The following is a 16,550-nucleotide window of genomic DNA, read 5'->3' on the forward strand; positions in this document are numbered from 1 at the left end:
CGTCCATTACCGCAAGCCGATGCACTTTTCCTACAAGCGGCTCAATGCGGCCCGCATAGCGCTGAAACGGATCGACGAATACACGCGGAAGCTGCTCTGTCTGCCCGCAGGCCTGCCCAGCTCGGCTATCCCGGCCCAGTTGGAGACCTTGCAGACCCGTTTTACCCAGAGCCTGAACGATGACCTCAACGTCTCCGGAGCCATGGGCGCCCTGTTCCACTTCATCAAGCAGAGCAATCCCCTGGTGCAGCACCGCATGGTGGATGCGGAGCAGAAAAAGGCCATTACCGCTCAACTGGAAAGCATGAACACCGTATTGGGCATTTTCGACATGAATCAGTGTCCCCTGTCGCCGGAGATCAACAGGCTGATCCAGAAGCGGGAAGCGGCACGGGCACGCAAGGCATGGGCCGAGGCCGATGCAGTGCGGGAGGAACTGCTGGCCATGGGCATCAATGTGCTGGACACGGCCGGCGGCCCGGTCTGGGAGCGGGTGGTCAGAAGCTGCGCCGTGTGCGGCAAGCAGGCGGCCTCCTGCGCCTGTCAGCTGGAAAAAGAAGGCGGGGCAGGACAAGGCGCCTGCGGCCAGGGCTGAAAAAAAGCAAAAGGCCTCATTGCAAAGGCAGCATGTGTGAGGATGCAAACAGGTTAACAGGACAAGGCGGGATTCCGGTCGATCGGCAGGAGCAACACGCACTCAGCCAGGGGGTGCCCAGAGAGGCGGCAAGAGGAAGAGTCGCCCTGGGTAAGAGGAGGCGCATTTGCGCCCTGAATACAGCGGGGCGGCTTTTTGTGGTTAGAGACCACAAAAAAACCGCCAGAGTTTTGCTCTGGCGGCCAAGCTTGGGAGGTGTAGGAGAACACGGCCCTTCCCAAAAAATCCTGCGCAGGCCACCGACCAAGGAAACGACGGCCTACGCAGTTCTCTCCTGCAGATTGGTCACCCACTTACCAATCCGCATTGGACGGTTCCATATGTACCCGAAAGCGGAGATCTCCGCTTGCACCTGCGGAATTCTTCCTGTCATCCCACAGGATTTTTTCATTCCGCGCCCGGCTTCCCGCACAAGATCCATGAATTGAACATGGGAAAAGGGCCTGGATCCACCGAATGGCATTGCAGCAGGATTGTGGAGCACAGGGGGCGGTTCATGGAATCAAGGCACGAAGCCTGCGGCTTGCCCGAAGCTCCACGGACTACCTGGCATCAAGGCTTGGCGGAGGATGACCTGCGCCTGGGGATGCGGCTGGCCGGGGCACGTCGATAACAGATTGGGTAGTGCCCAGCCCAACACATTCTGACGGTATGCAACAAGCCCGCGATTCTTGGTAAAATCGCGGGCTGATCGTATGTAATCGGTCTTAACCGGACTATCCTGTGGTGGAGAAGAGGGGATTCGAACCCCCGACCCCCGCCTTGCGAAGGCGATGCTCTCCCAACTGAGCCACTTCCCCACTCGTTTTGTACTCGCCCTTTTACGGAAAAAACAGCAGTCTGTCAAGTACCTGAATGGTCACAGCGGCAACCACAGCTTTTCGCCCACCACGCGACACATTCAGGCTGCCGGTCAGGGTTCTTATTCCACAGGGGACAAGAGGGAGGGCAGCCCCCTCATGGCTCTTTCGAAACGAACGGCTGCAAGCGTTCGCCCTGCTTGCAGCAACGCCTTGCCAGGATAGCAGCGCCGATTCCAGCCAGACCTGCAATCCAGCCCAGACCACCAAAAATTTCCCGCCAGCCAGGCGGATGCGGCGCGGTGGCCTGCGCCAGTATCTGCCGCATGGGCGCCAGTTGCGCCTGCAGTTCCTCCCGGACAAGAGCGCGCAGGCGGGCATCATCCGGCAGAGCCATGGGCTCCGGCTTTGCGGGCGTTTGGGCCTCCCCACCTGCATCCGTGCCATGCTTTTCCGCTCCACCCTGCGGCAAACTGTTCAGGGCGGCCCGCACCTCTTCCTCCGACATTGTGTACTGGGCACGGTGCCCCTCTCCGGCATCTACGACAAACCTGAGCGCCTCCACCTTGTCCGGAGCCCGGAAGCAGGCCCTGCCTTCCTGATCGCTTTGAACGATCTGCAAGGATTCACCTGCTGCCGTCATCATCTCGACTTTTCCGGCTCGCACCTTCTCCTCTGTGCTGTAGTAACTTTCGGTGCAGATGCCCCCATGCTCAGGCCAGGCATAGATGTACACGCTGTGTGCATGGGCGAGACCTGCGATGGACAGGACCGAACAGAGGGCGAAACATGGGACGAATCGGCAGACATAAGAAAAAAACATGTTATATCCTCTTGGTATTTGTATCGAGTCATGCCTAGTTGAGCAGTCTGACAAAGGCTCTCTCTGATAGCTATGACCAGAAAAGGGAAGTACACGCATCGTTCGGAATTTCTGGAGCTACATCCGGCAAATTGTCAGGCTGTTCATTGCATTGATCTGGTTTTGCTCAAGAAACTGAACAGTCAAATCAGCAATGAGCCGATTTGTTGGTTGCTTCCGGCTTCGGACTGCCAGTTCCAAGGGCTCGGGAACTTGGTCGTACACGGTGTCGGGGGCGCTGTTGGTCAGGTGCTGTATGCTTTCTGCCTGCCTTGTCACCAGTTGAAGCAGCCGATCCGATCCTTGCCAAATTCGGCCATGCAGCGCAGAGCGCCGCCCAGCAGGTCGGCAAAAACGCGGGGGCCGGACGGCAGGCGTCCGGCCCGCTTGACCGCTTGCTGCCGATTTGTGACAATCAGCCTAAAATTCGCTTGACCATGGTCTGCCCTGCCCTGCGGCCGGCGCCCATGGCCAGAATGACCGTAGCCGAACCGGTGACGATGTCGCCACCTGCAAAGACACCCGGCATGGAGGTCTCACCGGTTTCCTCGTTGATCTCGATATAGCCGCGCTTGTTGAGCTTGAGCTCGGGCGTGGCCTGCAAAAGAATCGGGTTGGAGCGCGTGCCCAAAGCCACGATGGCCAGATCGGTCGCCATCTCGTACTCCGAACCGGGAATGGGCAGCGGCCGGCGGCGGCCGGAGGCATCCGGCTCGCCCAACTGCATCTTCTGCAGGGTCACGGATTTGAGCCGCAGATTCTCGTCACCGTTGAAATGCAGGGGCGCCGAAAGTATGTCGAACTGCACGCCCTCCTCCTCGGCATGCTCCACCTCTTCAACCCGGGCCGGCATTTCGGCCCGGGTGCGGCGATACACGACATGCACTTCGTCCGCGCCCATGCGCAGGGCCGTACGGGCCGCATCCATGGCCACGTTGCCCGCGCCGAATACGGTCACGCGCTTGCCGGGGGCAGCCGGGGTGTCGTAGTTCGGGAAATCATAGGCCCGGCCCAGATTGACACGGGTCAGGTACTCGTTGGCCGAAAGCACGCCAACCAGGTTTTCACCGGGCACACCCAGAAAAATCGGCAGACCCGCACCCACGCCGATGAAGACCGCATCGTATTCCCTGGCCAGCTCCGCCACATCCACGGTGCGGCCACCCACGTGATTCAGATGAAAATCCACGCCGGTCTGCCGCAGGCCGTTGACCTCGGTGGCCACCACGCCTTTCGGCAGACGGAAGGCCGGAATGCCGTAAATCAACACGCCGCCCGGCTCGTGCAGGGCCTCGAACACATCCACCTTGATGCCCGCCGTGGCGCAAACGCCAGCGCAGGTCAGAGATGAGGGGCCAGAACCAATGCAGGCCACCTTCCTGCCGCCTGCGGGCATGGCGCAGGCATTGGTGCCGGTCACCTGCTCACAGGCCGTGGAGGCAATATAGCTGTCCGCCACAAAACGCTCGAGCCGGCCGATGGCCACGGCTTCCCCCTTTTTGCCCAGGATGCATTTGCTCTCGCACTGGCGTTCCTGGGGACAGACCCGGCCGCACACGGCAGGCAGACTGTTCGTGGTTTTGATGATGCGGTAGGCGGCGTCCAGGTTGCCGGCCTGAATCTCGCGGATGAAGTCGCGGATAGGCACCTCGACCGGACAACCGCTTACGCACAGCGGCTTCTTGCACTGCATGCAACGGCCGGCCTCGGTCATGGCCATTTCCCTGGTGTAGCCCAGGGCCACTTCCTTGAAGTTGTGCCGCCGCTCTTCCGGTGGCTGACAGGGCATGGGAGTGCGGGGCACCGCGGCTTTTTTCGGCTTATTTGTTTCCATGGCAAGAGCACCTCCACAGCTCAAGAGATTGGGTTTCCTGTTCGCGGAACGCGCCCAGGCGGCGGCGCAGCTCGGCAAAATCGACCTGATGGCCGTCAAATTCCGGGCCATCCACACAGGCGAACCTGGTTTCGCCACCCACCGTCACACGGCAGGCGCCGCACATGCCAATGCCGTCCACCATGACGGGGTTCAGGCTGACCGTGGTCTTGACGCCGAAAGGCCTGGTGGTTTCGGCTACGGCGGACATCATGGGCACCGGCCCCACCGCCACGACCTCGAAGACTTCCCGGTCCTTCTCCAGCCTGTCCTTCAGCAGTTCCGTGACCAGCCCCTTGTGGCCGTAGCTGCCGTCGTCCGTGGAAATCAACAGCTCGTCCACAAAGGATTTCAGCTCCTTCTCGAAGAGCAGCAGATCCTTGCTGCGGGCGCCGATGATGCCCACCACCCTGTTGCCGATTCTGGAATGGCCCTTGGCAATGTGGTGCATGGCCGCAATGCCGGTGCCGCCCCCCACGCACACGACAGTGCCGCGCTTTTCAATATGGGTGGCACGCCCCAGAGGACCGCAGACATCCAGAATGGCATCACCGGCATTCAGACTCTCCAGGACAGCGGTGCTCTTGCCCATCACCAGATACACGATGGTGATGGTGCCTTTTTCCGGATCCGTGTCGGCGATAGTGAGCGGTATGCGCTCGCCCTTTTCGTTCATCCTGAGGATGACGAAGTGGCCGGGCCGCGCCTTCCCTGCTATCTGTGGCGCCTCCAGAACAAGTTTGCTGGTTTTGCCAGGAATCAGGCTTTCCTTGGACAAAATAGGTGTTGGCATCTTGCTATTCCTCCGTTGAATGTTCACATGAGAACCTGCGCACCAGGGTAGTGAGGCGCTCTTTTTGAGGGAGACGATCACCTCCGTGAGACTCAAACGCAGTTTGTTTTCCAGCATGGGCGCCAGGGGCAACTGCTGCCGGTGGGCACAACCGGTATGCCACAGCGCCTGAGCCTTCCGGGAATTGGGCCCGCCCATCAGGAGGCCTGGCATCAAAGACCAGAAAGCCCCGCCTGCCCAGGCAGATCCGGGCCGGGTCGCCCGGGTCGAAGTTGTCGAAGATCTGCGCGTCGCCATTTGCGGGAACAGAGGCAGCGCCCGGCCCGACTGTCATGGTAATGCCATCCCACAGCCCACAAACCAAGTCTGGCGTGCCAGCCCCCTGCGACTGCTGACATAAATAGCACGATATTTTTCATAAAACGATATTTTTTTCAGCAGCTCTGCCCCCCCAGCAGGCGCTGAAAGTGCCGCCGTAAATGCCCCACACGGAGTGTGTTCCCGGATGGCCAGTCCCTGCATGCTGGCCAGCGCCTGACTGCATGCAGCGGTACAGCAGCGGAATTCCGCTTACCCTCCCGCTGGCATCCCAGCCCCATCGGCATCCCCGGCGCTCCCGCTGGCATCCTGTTTTGCCAGGAGCCGGTGCCCCTGCCGGAAGCCGGCGATCACCGCCTGCCCCAGCGCCAGACCGCCGTCGTTGGCCGGCACCATGCTGTGCGTGAGCACGCGAAAACCCCTGTCCCGCAGGAGCCGGTCACTGGCGGCCAGCAGAAGCCGGTTCTGGAAAGCGCCGCCGCTGAGCGCGCAACAGTTCAGGCCGCTCTGCTCCCGGATCTTTTCGCAGACAGCGACCAGCATGGCGCAAAGGACAGCGTGAAAGCGCAGGGCCAGAGCAGCTACAGCCCCGCCACAGAGCCGCCTGCGCACCATATCCGCCACCAGACTCCCGGTCGCCGCCTGCACAGGGCCCTTTTCAGACGACAACAACTCGCCCACCCATTCGTCCGGCACACGGGCAGCCAGCCGGGCCAGGGCCGCGCCGAAATCGTCCCGGTCAAGGCCCCGTTCCTGCAGGCCGCGTTCAGCCGCGAACTGCAGGCGCATGGCCGCCTCGCCCTCGAAGCTCGAAGCCCGGCACAGGCCCAGAACCGCGCTCACCGCATCAAAGAGCCGGCCCACACTGGTGCAGTTCACCGTGTTGATGCCCTTCTCCGCCATAAGCCTCAGCATCCGGGCCTGCTCCCCGTCGCACAGGCGCAGTCCGGCCAGCCGGGCATGCGCGTCTTCGGCAAAAAGCGTCTGCACCATCGCCGTGGCCACCCGCCAGCCTTCCCGCGCCGCCGCGTCGCCACCCACGAGGTTGAAGGGCTGGATATGGCCCGCCCGCTCGAAGCCTGCGAAATCGGCCAGGAGAAACTCGCCGCCCCAGATGCTGCCGTCCACGCCATAGCCGGTACCGTCGAAGGAGACGCCGATGACCCGCTCCGCACAGTCGTTCTCCGCCATGCAGGACGCCACATGGGCGTAGTGATGCTGCAGGGCCAGAAGCGGCAGACCGCGTTCTGCCGCCAGTTCACGGGCCATATGGCTGCTCTGGTAGAGCGGGTGCAGGTCGCAGGCCACAAGCGTGGGCCGGATCTCCAGAAGCCGCTCCAGCCGCGCAAGCGAATCGGCAAGTGCCGTCGCCGTGCGCAGATCGCCCAGATCCCCCACATAGGGCGAGAGGTAGAAGAGACTGCCCCGGCCCAGGCAAAAGCTGTTTTTCAGCTCGCCGCCCATGCCCAGAACCTCGCCCTGCCACCTGCCTGACATCATGCAGGGCAAGGGCGCATAGCCCCTGGAACGGCGAATCATGGCAGGCCTGCCGGCCACCACGTCCAGAACCGAGTCGTCGGCTCGCAGGCGAATGTCCCGGTTGTGGGTGAGTATCCTCTCGCAGAAGCCTGCGATTTCCTGCCGCGCATCCGTATCGTTCCGGCAGATGGGCGCACCCGCCGCATTGCCGCTGGTCATGACCAGCATGTCGGTCATCCTTTGGCCGTCCGGCAGGGCAAACAGCAGATGGTGCAGCGGCGTGTAGGGCAGCATCAGGCCGATCGTCGGATTGTCCGGCGCCACGAGGGCGCTCATTCTGCCCCCCACCCGCCGGGGCGCCAGCACAATCGGCTTCTGCCAGCCCTCCAGAAGCGAGCGGCGGACAGCATCGGGCATGGCCTCCCGCATGGCAACCGCCATATTTTCCACCATAACCGCAAAGGGCTTCACCGGCCGGCGCTTCAGCTCCCGCAACCGGGCAATGGCCGCATCGCTCGCCGCGTCACAGACCAGATGAAAGCCCCCAATGCCCTTCACCGCCACAATGCCGTTTTGCATGACAAGACGCCGGGCCTCGGCAATCGCCGCATATCCCCGCTCCGGCCCGTCCAGCATAAACACCTCCGGCCCGCAGTCCCTGCAGCAGACCGGCTGGGCGTCGAAGCGGCGGCTTTTCGGATCCCGGTATTCCCGCGCGCAGGCCGGGCACATGGGAAAGGCGGCCATGCTGGTGCGCTCGCGGTCGTAGGGCATGGCATCCAGAATGGAAAGCCTTGGACCGCAGGCCGTGCAGTTGATGAAGGGATGCAGATAGCGCCGGTCTCCGGGGTCAAAGAGCTCTTTCAGGCAGCGTGGACAGATGCCGATGTCCGGCGAAACAAAGATGTCGCCCGGCTCCCTGGCGCTCGCCACAATGGCAAAACCGGTGGCTGCAGGCAGATCACAGTGGCCCAGCGCCAGATCCATCACCAAGGCCCGCTCCGGGGCCTCGTGCCGCAGCCGGGACACGAAGTCGGCCAGCGCGGCATCCCCCCCCTGGGCAAAGACCTCCACCCGGGCGCCGCGGTTGGCCACGCTGCCCGCGAGCCCGCAGGCAGTGGCCAAGCGGTGCACAAAGGGCCTGAAGCCCACGCCCTGCACAATACCACGCAATTCGATTTTCAGGGTTTTCACCGCATCTGATCCCGCTTTTTCCAGTTCACTGGTGCAAAAGAAGCGTCAAACAGCAGCCATCAGCCGGCCCGAGACCGCGAAGTGCGGCAGATCCAGCCATTCGCCCGCAAATTTTCCCGCTGCCCGGGCCCTGTCCGCCACCACGGCGTCAAAAGCGGGCCGGGGCTTCGGCAGAATCCGCCGGCATCGCCGTCTGCCGGCGGCGCGAGATAGCTTTTGCCGATAACGATCGGGCATAAATGCTGTGCTCTTCGCTCAGGGGATTCGTGGTCCTGTGAAAGCTGATCCTCCTGAAAATATTGCAAAGGCCGACATCGTTCACGCCGCGTGGCCGGGAGGAATGGGGCCTGCAAAGGTACGTGCCCAGGCCCTGAACCGGGCCGTTTTTTTGGGCTGGGGCCGATAGATGCCTGCACCAGCGGCGCTTCGATGCTTCCCTCCCGGGTGTTGTATCACCTGCCCCTTACTCCATGGGACTGAAGCTCCGACGTTCAGCAGAACGGTGCCCCGGCAATACGGGCGAACTGCTTCAGCAAGAGCTGGTGCAGGGCAGCACAGCGTTCCTCCACGTCTTCCCTGCCCCCGCGTACGCTCACGAAAAAGTGCTCGCAGATCCGGCGCTCCTCTGCACTCCAGTTCGTGGCATAGCCGCCCTTGCCGCCCTGCCGCACGGCCTGCCGGCCCGCGGCCTCGTAGTCGCGACGGCCATGGGCCCAGTTGATGACATGGGCATAAAACAAAAGCGCCCGGTCGATCAGGATGAAGAGCAGTTGTACGTTGCTGACCGGCCCGACCTGCAGCTGCTCGCCGCCCACCTGCATGCCCAAAAGACGCGCGCCGGAAAAGAAGTCCTCGCCCTTGAGGGCTGTTGCGCCTGCGCCGATAATGCCGCCGATCACCGAAGCGATGCCCAGGGAGTGGCCCAGGGTGGCGGCATCCAGCCCCAGGCCCAGTGCAGCCCCGCCCACGGCTCCGGCCACGATGAGCTGGCCCCGGCTCAGCCCCAAAAACTCCCAGGTGCGCTCGCTGAACACATCTTCCGCCAGAATGGACTGGGGCGGCAGTTCCAGATTGAAGATGTTGTGTTTGAACAGGCGGCGGATGGCGGTATGGGCCTTGTGCTCCTCCTGGGCCACATAGTCCTGGAAATGCTCCTGCATCCGGAGGCGCTGCTGCTCTTCCGCGCCCTGCCTGCAGGGCACGGACTTGCGGTACACCAATATCTCACGAAAAAAATCGACCAGGATGCTGGCGCTGCGGCTGTTGCGCTGCCCCCAGTCCGCCTGAAAGGCCTCCACCACGCGGCGCAGCACCGGTTCCAGATTCTGGTCGATAGATTTCAGGCTGTCCAGCAGTTCAATGCGCTGGGCATAGGTGGCGCGGTTGGAGTTGAACAGACGCACCGAGTTGAAATGCTTACGGAATTCGTTCTGCCAGTCGCGCAGGTAGGCCGTGTCCTCCTCCTTGGAATTGATAACCGCCATGCGCGCCGCGCCGGTGAGGCGGAGCACCTCCATTTCCGCCAGATCCACCTGGCGCAGGGGTCTGGAGCCGTCCACCACAAAGATGACGCCCGCGCCGGCCTCGACCGGCCCCAGGAGTTCGCAGTCATCGTGAAAACCGGGATCATCGATGTGGGCGCGCCGGAAGGCGGCCACCAGCCGCTCCGGCGGCCCCTCGTAGCGGTGCATCCATTCCAGCGTGGCACGCGGATTCTGAAAACCCGGAGTGTCGATAAAGCGGATGACTTCCCGGCCGTCAATGCGCACCGGAAAGGTCTGGCAGGCCACGGTTTCTCCGGGCACCGGGCTCACGCGCACGCTGTCGTCCTCGGCCAGGGTGGACAACACCGAGGACTTGCCCTCGTTGGGATGGCCAATAATGGCAAAGACCGGAATACTGCCCGGCCTGCTGTAATCGTTCATGGAGCCTCCACCAGTTCGAGCGTGTCAAGGGAAGGGTCGGCCATGCCCTGCATTCTCTGGCGCCAGACCTCTGCCTGCTCCGGCCGGACCGGGCCCAGGCGCGCCCGGCCCTGCGGCCTGCCCAGCAGCAGCACCGTGAGGGGCGTGGCAAGGCCAACGGCCGCCCGCAAGCGCTCCAGCAGCTTGCAGGTCTCCTGCAGGGGCGGCATCCAGGCCTCCTGCAGGAGGTAAACTTCATCCAGGCCCCCGGCCTCATGCTCGCTTCTGATCTGGGCCAGGAGCTCCGTTTCGCCGCTCTCCGCAAAGGGCAGAGCCGCCACGCCGATCTCGCCGGGGCCGACACGCCGGACCAGCGCCTCCCCAAGCTGGTTCCGATCCAGACCGGCCAGCAATTCTTCCGGCGCCAGGATCAGGCGTTGCAGCGCCCTGCCGCCAAGAACCGGTGCGGCTGCCGCCTGCGCCTCCAGCCGGGCCAGCTCGTCTTTTGACACAGCCTCTGGTCTCAGGGGCATCCCGGCCGAAAGCGCGGCCGCCACATGGCCAGGCCTTGCCTGCTCTTCATCTGCAAAAACTCCTGCAGGCGCGGGCCGGATTTCCGGTTCCTGGGGCGGCGAATCGTCCCCCGGGGCAGGGTCTGGGGTCGCGGCCGGCACGGGCCGCTGCAACGCCGCCGGGGCCGGCCGGCCGAAACCCGCCCGCGTACCCCTGGTTTCCACCTGGGGCGTGGTCATGCGCTGCAGCAGCCGTCTGGTCTCCGGATAGCGCAGTTCCAGCCCTTCGAGCTGGCGGCGGTAACGGCTCAGACCCGCAAGGAGCATGATGCAGCGTGGCAAAAGCCCGTAGCACACGAGCGACATGCAGAGAAAGGGCCACCACGACACCAGATTTTTGGTGTCCAGATTATAGATGCCCTCCTTCAAAACAATTTGCGTGCCCTGCACCTGCTCCAGGCTGGGGTAACCCAGCCCCTCCTGCAGAAACCAGCTCCAGGGCAGGGCCAGACAGCGCACCGCCTCGGCCACCTGTCCGGCGGAAAGCTGAAGCGAGGACTGCCAGCCAAAGGCCATATCGGAAAAGACCACCCGCGCCAGGGTCAGGCCCAGAACGCCGGCCGTAAAACCGATGGCGCCCAGTTGCAGAAAGATGAAGACCGGCCAGACGAACAGCCGTGCCTGCTCGCGACGGCTGCGCAGCCGGCCCAGCAGGGCGGAAAAGCCCAGGCGCTGCCCGGCTGTGGCGCTTCTGCGCGCCCGGGCATACATCCAGTCGGCGCAGGAGCTGGCCAGCCGCACGAGCAGCATCTGCAGCAAGGAAGTCCGGGCTGCTCTTCGACCCTGCCGGCCCAGGATGAAAAATAGGCTCTGTCCCAGCAGCAACAGCAGCGGCAGGGCCACAAAAATACCCAGAAAGGCCGAAACATTCAGCGGCGCGCGCCCGGTATAGGCAAGAAAGGCAGCGGCCAGCCCGAGACCGCTCAATGCGCCAAAGAGCAGCGCCAGCCAGCCCAGCAGCCGGGCCAGTTCGCGCCACACGCCACCCGGAAGGATTTCCTCCTGCTGCCGGGCCTCGTTGCCGCCCAGGCTATGCTGCCGCACCCGGAGCCAGAGGTGGAGCAGCTCCTGCGGAGCCAATGCGCGCGTTTTTTTCAGTTTGGGCGCTATTCTCGCCAGATAGATGACACGATCCCGTCTGCCCAGCGCCTGTTCGCCATCCCGGCGCAGGACTTGCTCGTCGCGGCCCAGGAAGTATTCGAGATCCAGCAGATCGGCCAGGGTCCAGCGGGTCTTCATGGGGCCTCACCGGGGATGGGCGAACGCGGAATCGGGGCGACAGCCCGGCATGGGCAAAGGAAGCAAGAACGGGGCAATGACATGATGTTCCAAGGGGCAAGGACAGGCCGGAGCCTCCGGCGCGGGAGCGTTGTTTACCTCCTGTCATAGCGAAAAAACGGCTTCAGCACAAGGAAAGAGCGCAAATTCCCCTTGTGGAGCCAGGTCTCCGCCCAGGCCGGCATGAAAAAGGCCAGTCGGTGAGCCGGCAGTCCAAAGAGGCCAGGCCATTCCAGGCAAAGTTGCGTGATCTTCCAGCACACGCAGGACGCTGCGGCGCCTTCCCGGGGCGCAGCATGGCTCCCGCGTTTTGGCCTTCTCCGGAGCAGATGAAGCCGCCTGCGCCTGCACGGCCGGCGTGCCCAAGGAGGCACAGGCAGGAACACAGGCTATTCCTTCCCGGAGCAGCGACTTTGACAAAAGACCCAAACGCCCGGATGGCAAAAATTCGTCCTGATACCCGAGACCTAGCTGAACAGGCGGCAGCAGGATCCCGGAAGAGAGCACAAAAAAGGCCGTCCGGCTTGTGCCGGGCGGCCTCGATGCTTTCAGGAAGGGGGTCAATCAGCAGCCAAAAGCCTTCTGCATGTTGGGCACAGTCTGCTTTTTGCGGCTCATCATGCCGTCAATCCACATGGAATTGCCAGAGAGCTTCGTGCCAAAGGCCTTTTCAACCAGAGCCGGCTCATCGGAGAGCACCATCAGATCCGTGCCTTCCTTGACCACGTCGGTGAGCATCAGCAAAATGGTATGGCGCTCCGTACCCTTCTGGGTCTTCATGGCCCCATACAGGGCCTCGCGCATGTCGGCGACCTGATCCAGGGTTGCCAGCTCAAGCTGACCAATGCCGACCTTCTTGCCGTTCATGTCAAAGTCCTTGTAGTCGCGATGCAGGAGATCCATCGGCGGCACCCCGGCGACCGCGCTCTTGGCCTTCAGCATTTCCATGAAGAGCGCGTCGGTATCCGTGACGCCGGCAATCTCCTTCAGGGTGGCAACCGCCTTCTTGTCATCCTCGGTGCAGGTGGGCGACTTGAAATTGACGGTGTCGCTCAGGATGGCGGCCAGCATCATGCCGGCAACCTTCGGGTCGATTCTGACGCCAGCGCGCTCGTACAGATTCGTCAGCACGGTGCAGGAGCAGCCGACCGGCATGGCGCAGAAAAAAATGGGGCTGTTGGTGGTGACATCGCCAATCTTGTGGTGGTCAACCACGGCCAGCAGTTCGGCCTGGGCGAAGTTGTCCGGGGCCTGGGCCAGATCGTTGTGATCGACCAGTGCGATCTGCTTTCCCGCAGCGTCCGTCATCTCCTGCGGTGCTGAAATGCCGAAATGCCTGAGCACCATTTCGGTTTCCGGATTCGGCTTGCCCTGCATAACCGGCACATAATCCTCGCCCTGGGCCTTCTTCAGAGCGGCAAAGGCGATGGCCGCAGCGACAGAATCGGTATCCGGACTCTTGTGACCAAAAACATAAACAGACATAACGGCATCCTCCTGAAATAGGGAAACAGGCGAGAGCTGCTCGCAAGGTGGGTGAAATACCCTAAAAGCAAAAAAATTTATGCAAAATATAATGCGAGCTGATGCACGTCAAGCAGAAAAGGCCGGCAGGATGCCCGAAGACAGCCGCCGGCCAGCCAGGAAGGCCAGGCGTTTCAATCGCGGCCGCCGCCAAACAGGCGCAGCAGCATGATAAAGAGGTTGATGAAGTCCAGATACAGTGTCAGCGCGCCGATAATCGCGCCCTTCCGGACTGCGGCCGCCCCCTGCTCCATGATGCCCTGCTCGCCCATGGTCTTGATCTTCTGCGTATCATAGGCGGTAAGCCCCACAAAGATGAACACGCCAATCACGGAAATGGCCAGATCAAGGGTGGAACTGTGCAGGAAGAAGTTGACAACCATGGCCAGCAGCAGCCCGATCAGACCCATGAACAGAAAGGAGCCCAGGCCGGTCAGGTCGCGTTTGGTCACCAGCCCGTACAGGGCCATGGCCCCGAACATGCCGGCGGTGATGAAGAAGGTGCTGGCCAGGGAGGCGCCGGAATAGGCCAGGAAGAGGGTGGAAAGCGTGACACCGTTCAGCACCGCATAGCCCACAAAGAGCCCGGTCGCGGTGGTGGCCTGCATCTTGTCGATGCGGGAGGCAAGGACGAAAACCATGACCAGCTCCGCCACGAACAGCGCCCAGTACAGGCCCGAGCTGAGCAGCATCGGGAGCAGGGGCGAATGGGCGGTCATCCAGGCCACCGCACCGGTCAGTCCCAGGCCGATCATCATCCAGTTGAAGACCCGTGCCAAAAAGACGGAGGATGCCGCAACCCGTGCTTCGCTTCGGGTCATATCCAGTTCACCGGGCCTGGCCCGCCAGTTCATCTGTTCCATACTGTTCTCCTGTGAAAGAAAAATAAGTGATGACATCCCTATGGTAAACACTGCTGCCGCAAGGGCAAGTGCATTCAGCAGGCGCCCTTGCCGGTAAACATGCAGACAATCGTGTGCAGAATGATGAGGATGTCGGTTTTGGGGGACACGTGCAGCACGTACCAGTCGTCCAGCTCCACCCGCTCCCTGTAATTCACCACATCCGAGCGCTTCATGACCTGCCAGAGCCCGGTGATGCCGGGCTTCATGGAGCAGTAGCGGCCCACGCTGCGCTCGTCATAGGCCTTGTAATACTCTTCCAGCTCCTTGCCCACAATGGGCCGCGCGCCAACCACACTCATCTCGCCCCGGAGCACATTCAGAAACTGGGGCAGTTCGTCCAGGCTCGTGCGCCGGAGCAGGCGGCCGATTCGGGTGATGCGCGGATCATTTTTCAGCTTGTAGGTGCGCTCCCACTCCTCCTGCAAACGGGAGTCGCTGGCGAGCAGATGCTTCAGCCGCTCTTCCGCATCCACGCACATGGTGCGGAATTTCAGGCAGTTGAAGCTGCGACCGGTTGCCATGATGCGTTTGTGGCGGAAAAGTACCGGGCCGGGGCTGTCCAGCCTGATCAAAAGCGCGATCAGCAGGAAGAGCGGCGCCAGCAGGATAAGGACCGCCAGCGAAAAACACACGTCAAAGGTACGTTTCCAGGAAAGATCCGGGTTGAAGTTCAAAACCAGCATATCGCCTAAAGACTGGATCTCGGCATGATGCAGGCCGAAGACGTAAATATCCGGCACCAGGTAGAGCTGGGCGCCCAGGCCGCGGCAGTCCCGGAGAATCTTGAAGATCTTCTTTTCGGCCCGAAGCGGCAGGGCGATATAGACATAGTCCAGCTCGTGCTCGCACAGGTAGGCTTCCAGCCCGTCGGTGTCGCCCAGAAGCGGTTTCCCCAGTTCCTGCAACTGGTCGCCCACCTCGATCTTGTCGTCGAAAAAGCCGGTCACCTCGATGCCCGCCCAAGGCACGTCCTCGATGCGACGGGCTGTGCGCAGGCCCAGCTCGCCCGCCCCCACAATGACCGCACGGCGGATGTTTCTGCCCTGGGCGCGGTAGAAGCGCAGGAGCCAACGCACCAGCAGGTGCAGGCCAAAGAGGATGAGGGGCGTGCTGCAGGACCAAATCAGAAAGACGGCACGGGAATAGGCTTCCGAAATCTTGAACAGGAAGAAATAGACCAGCAGCGAGGCCACCACCGCAGCCCAGGCCCTGAGGATGACGAAGAGCTCCTTGGAATACCTCCAGCCCCGCCAGGAGCGGTACATCTGGAAGTAGTGGAAGAAAAAGAAGCAGAGTCCCAGAACCAGCCAGAGCAGCCGCGTGTAGTAGAAGCTCCAGTACACCTCCTTTGCATAGGTGATCAGCCAGAGCAGGCCGCAGGCAACACCGCAGTCCACCAGGTGGAGCAGGCGGTAGAGCAGCGTGCTGCGTTCCCTGAGGTTCCAGGAAAGAAGCGGCGTGGCCACGGCTCAGCTCCTCCCCTGCCACCAGGACGGCCGCAGGGAAAGCCGGGTCACGAGCGCAAGCGGCAAATGCCGCGCCTGCCGGCCCAACTGGTAGGCGACAAACTTGCAGGCATTGCGGACCAGGCTTGCCGGCAGCAGATGATAGAGCCCCTGCGCAAGGAGATAGCGGAGTTCGGAAAGCACAAAACGCCTGCCCGCGCCGGTGGCAGCGCCAAAGGGCTGCAGGAGCTCGCGTGCCTCCGCATGGAAGGCGCCGGTATCGAAATAGCGCTTCACTTCGTCAACAAGGCGATAGTTGTGGGAATGAAAGACCAAAGCCCCGGGAATGTACTGCACACAATACCCGAGCTTCAGCATTTTTGCCACGGTGAAGCTGTCCTCGCCAAAGAGCAGCCTCTCCGGAAAAAAACCGGCCGCCTCCAGGGCCTCCCTGCGGTAAGCGGCAAAGCTGTTGGAGCAGAAGACGGTGTGCAGCCCCAGGCGCTTGCGGTCGGCGAAACAGCGGGGCGCTTCGGGGCGGTCCGGATAGTTGAAGAGCCTGAGATGGGCGGCAAAGGGCGTGGCATTGGTGTGCGGCAACTGGCGGCCATAGGCGACGGCAATGCGGGCATCGGCAAGCGGCGCCGTCAGGCGGGCTAGGGCGCTGTTGTCTGCCGGAATGGCGTCCTGGGTGAGAAAGACCAGGATATCGCCCCTGGCCGCCTGGGCGGCCAGGGTACGGGTAGCGCCATGATCAAAATCCCTGCGGCTGATGCCCATGAACCTGACCTGCGGAAAACGGCCGGCAATCTCCGGAGTGGCATCGGTGGAGGCGGAGTCCACCACCAGGATCTCATCCGGCAGCCTCGTCTGGCCAGCAAGGGCCCTCAACTGCTCTTCCAGCCAGTCGGCTGCGTTGCAGGTTGGAATGATTACGGAAAGAAACAT

General features: G+C 62.4%; 12 protein-coding genes and 1 tRNA gene. 1 reads left to right on the plus strand and 12 read right to left on the minus strand.

What is annotated here, in order from left to right:
* Positions 1 to 19: 19 nt before the first annotated feature.
* On the plus strand, positions 20 to 595 hold the full coding sequence (locus CAY53_RS13630) for a DALR domain-containing protein (RefSeq protein WP_245874825.1): 576 nt from the start codon (positions 20 to 22) through the stop codon (positions 593 to 595).
* Between the two features lie 784 nt (positions 596 to 1,379).
* On the opposite strand, the gene CAY53_RS12210 is transcribed toward CAY53_RS13630, so the two are convergent.
* From CAY53_RS12210 to CAY53_RS12265, 12 genes are all read right to left on the minus strand, one after another.
* Positions 1,380 to 1,455: transfer RNA gene (locus tag CAY53_RS12210), tRNA-Ala, on the minus strand.
* A gap of 157 nt (positions 1,456 to 1,612) precedes the next feature.
* A complete protein-coding gene (locus tag CAY53_RS12215) occupies positions 1,613 to 2,278 on the minus strand; it encodes a NikL family nickel/cobalt ECF transporter subunit (RefSeq protein ID WP_104937339.1) in 666 nt (221 codons plus the stop codon).
* A gap of 454 nt (positions 2,279 to 2,732) precedes the next feature.
* A complete protein-coding gene (gene gltA / locus CAY53_RS12225) occupies positions 2,733 to 4,151 on the minus strand; it encodes an NADPH-dependent glutamate synthase (protein WP_104937341.1) in 1,419 nt (472 codons plus the stop codon).
* A complete protein-coding gene (locus CAY53_RS12230; protein ID WP_104937561.1) occupies positions 4,138 to 4,983 on the minus strand; it encodes a sulfide/dihydroorotate dehydrogenase-like FAD/NAD-binding protein in 846 nt (281 codons plus the stop codon). The genes gltA and CAY53_RS12230 overlap by 14 nt, the downstream gene beginning before the upstream one ends.
* A gap of 570 nt (positions 4,984 to 5,553) precedes the next feature.
* Positions 5,554 to 7,974: a carbamoyltransferase HypF gene (gene hypF / locus CAY53_RS12235; protein WP_104937342.1), complete on the minus strand. Its 2,421-nt coding sequence runs from the start codon at positions 7,972 to 7,974 to the stop codon at positions 5,554 to 5,556.
* Positions 7,975 to 8,019: 45 nt separating this feature from the next.
* Entirely contained in the window at positions 8,020 to 8,211 is a 192-nt protein-coding gene (locus CAY53_RS12815; protein WP_146106522.1) for a hypothetical protein, read from the minus strand.
* 254 nt (positions 8,212 to 8,465) lie between these two features.
* Positions 8,466 to 9,899: a GTPase/DUF3482 domain-containing protein gene (locus CAY53_RS12240; protein WP_104937343.1), complete on the minus strand. Its 1,434-nt coding sequence runs from the start codon at positions 9,897 to 9,899 to the stop codon at positions 8,466 to 8,468.
* Complete coding sequence (locus CAY53_RS12245; protein ID WP_104937344.1) at positions 9,896 to 11,689, minus strand: DUF2868 domain-containing protein; 1,794 nt, start codon at positions 11,687 to 11,689, stop codon at positions 9,896 to 9,898. The genes CAY53_RS12240 and CAY53_RS12245 overlap by 4 nt, the downstream gene beginning before the upstream one ends.
* A gap of 603 nt (positions 11,690 to 12,292) precedes the next feature.
* Positions 12,293 to 13,213, minus strand: a complete 921-nt coding sequence (locus tag CAY53_RS12250) for a manganese-dependent inorganic pyrophosphatase (protein WP_104937345.1) — start codon at positions 13,211 to 13,213, stop codon at positions 12,293 to 12,295.
* A gap of 173 nt (positions 13,214 to 13,386) precedes the next feature.
* Positions 13,387 to 14,115 carry a Bax inhibitor-1/YccA family protein gene (locus CAY53_RS12255; RefSeq protein ID WP_104937346.1) on the minus strand — a complete coding sequence of 243 codons (729 nt, stop codon included), beginning with the start codon at positions 14,113 to 14,115 and terminating at the stop codon, positions 13,387 to 13,389.
* 74 nt (positions 14,116 to 14,189) lie between these two features.
* Positions 14,190 to 15,623 carry a sugar transferase gene (locus tag CAY53_RS12260; RefSeq protein ID WP_104937347.1) on the minus strand — a complete coding sequence of 478 codons (1,434 nt, stop codon included), beginning with the start codon at positions 15,621 to 15,623 and terminating at the stop codon, positions 14,190 to 14,192.
* A 3-nt stretch (positions 15,624 to 15,626) separates the two neighbouring features.
* Complete coding sequence (locus tag CAY53_RS12265; RefSeq protein ID WP_181040307.1) at positions 15,627 to 16,550, minus strand: glycosyltransferase family 2 protein; 924 nt, start codon at positions 16,548 to 16,550, stop codon at positions 15,627 to 15,629.

Origin of the sequence: Desulfobulbus oralis, assembly GCF_002952055.1 — a bacterium.
Lineage (GTDB): Bacteria > Desulfobacterota > Desulfobulbia > Desulfobulbales > Desulfobulbaceae > Desulfobulbus > Desulfobulbus oralis.

What these genes read in the sequence shown, in the direction of transcription:
- CAY53_RS13630 (WP_245874825.1), top strand. Translation starts at nt 20, where the DNA reads ATGCACTTTTCCTACAAGCGGCTCAATGCGGCCCGCATAGCGCTGAAA.
- CAY53_RS12215 (WP_104937339.1), bottom strand. Translation starts at nt 2,278, where the DNA reads ATGTTTTTTTCTTATGTCTGCCGATTCGTCCCATGTTTCGCCCTCTGT.
- gltA (WP_104937341.1), bottom strand. Translation starts at nt 4,151, where the DNA reads ATGGAAACAAATAAGCCGAAAAAAGCCGCGGTGCCCCGCACTCCCATG.
- CAY53_RS12230 (WP_104937561.1), bottom strand. Translation starts at nt 4,983, where the DNA reads ATGCCAACACCTATTTTGTCCAAGGAAAGCCTGATTCCTGGCAAAACC.
- CAY53_RS12815 (WP_146106522.1), bottom strand. Translation starts at nt 8,211, where the DNA reads ATGCCCGATCGTTATCGGCAAAAGCTATCTCGCGCCGCCGGCAGACGG.
- CAY53_RS12240 (WP_104937343.1), bottom strand. Translation starts at nt 9,899, where the DNA reads ATGAACGATTACAGCAGGCCGGGCAGTATTCCGGTCTTTGCCATTATT.
- CAY53_RS12245 (WP_104937344.1), bottom strand. Translation starts at nt 11,689, where the DNA reads ATGAAGACCCGCTGGACCCTGGCCGATCTGCTGGATCTCGAATACTTC.
- CAY53_RS12250 (WP_104937345.1), bottom strand. Translation starts at nt 13,213, where the DNA reads ATGTCTGTTTATGTTTTTGGTCACAAGAGTCCGGATACCGATTCTGTC.
- CAY53_RS12255 (WP_104937346.1), bottom strand. Translation starts at nt 14,115, where the DNA reads ATGGAACAGATGAACTGGCGGGCCAGGCCCGGTGAACTGGATATGACC.
- CAY53_RS12265 (WP_181040307.1), bottom strand. Translation starts at nt 16,550, where the DNA reads ATGTTTCTTTCCGTAATCATTCCAACCTGCAACGCAGCCGACTGGCTG.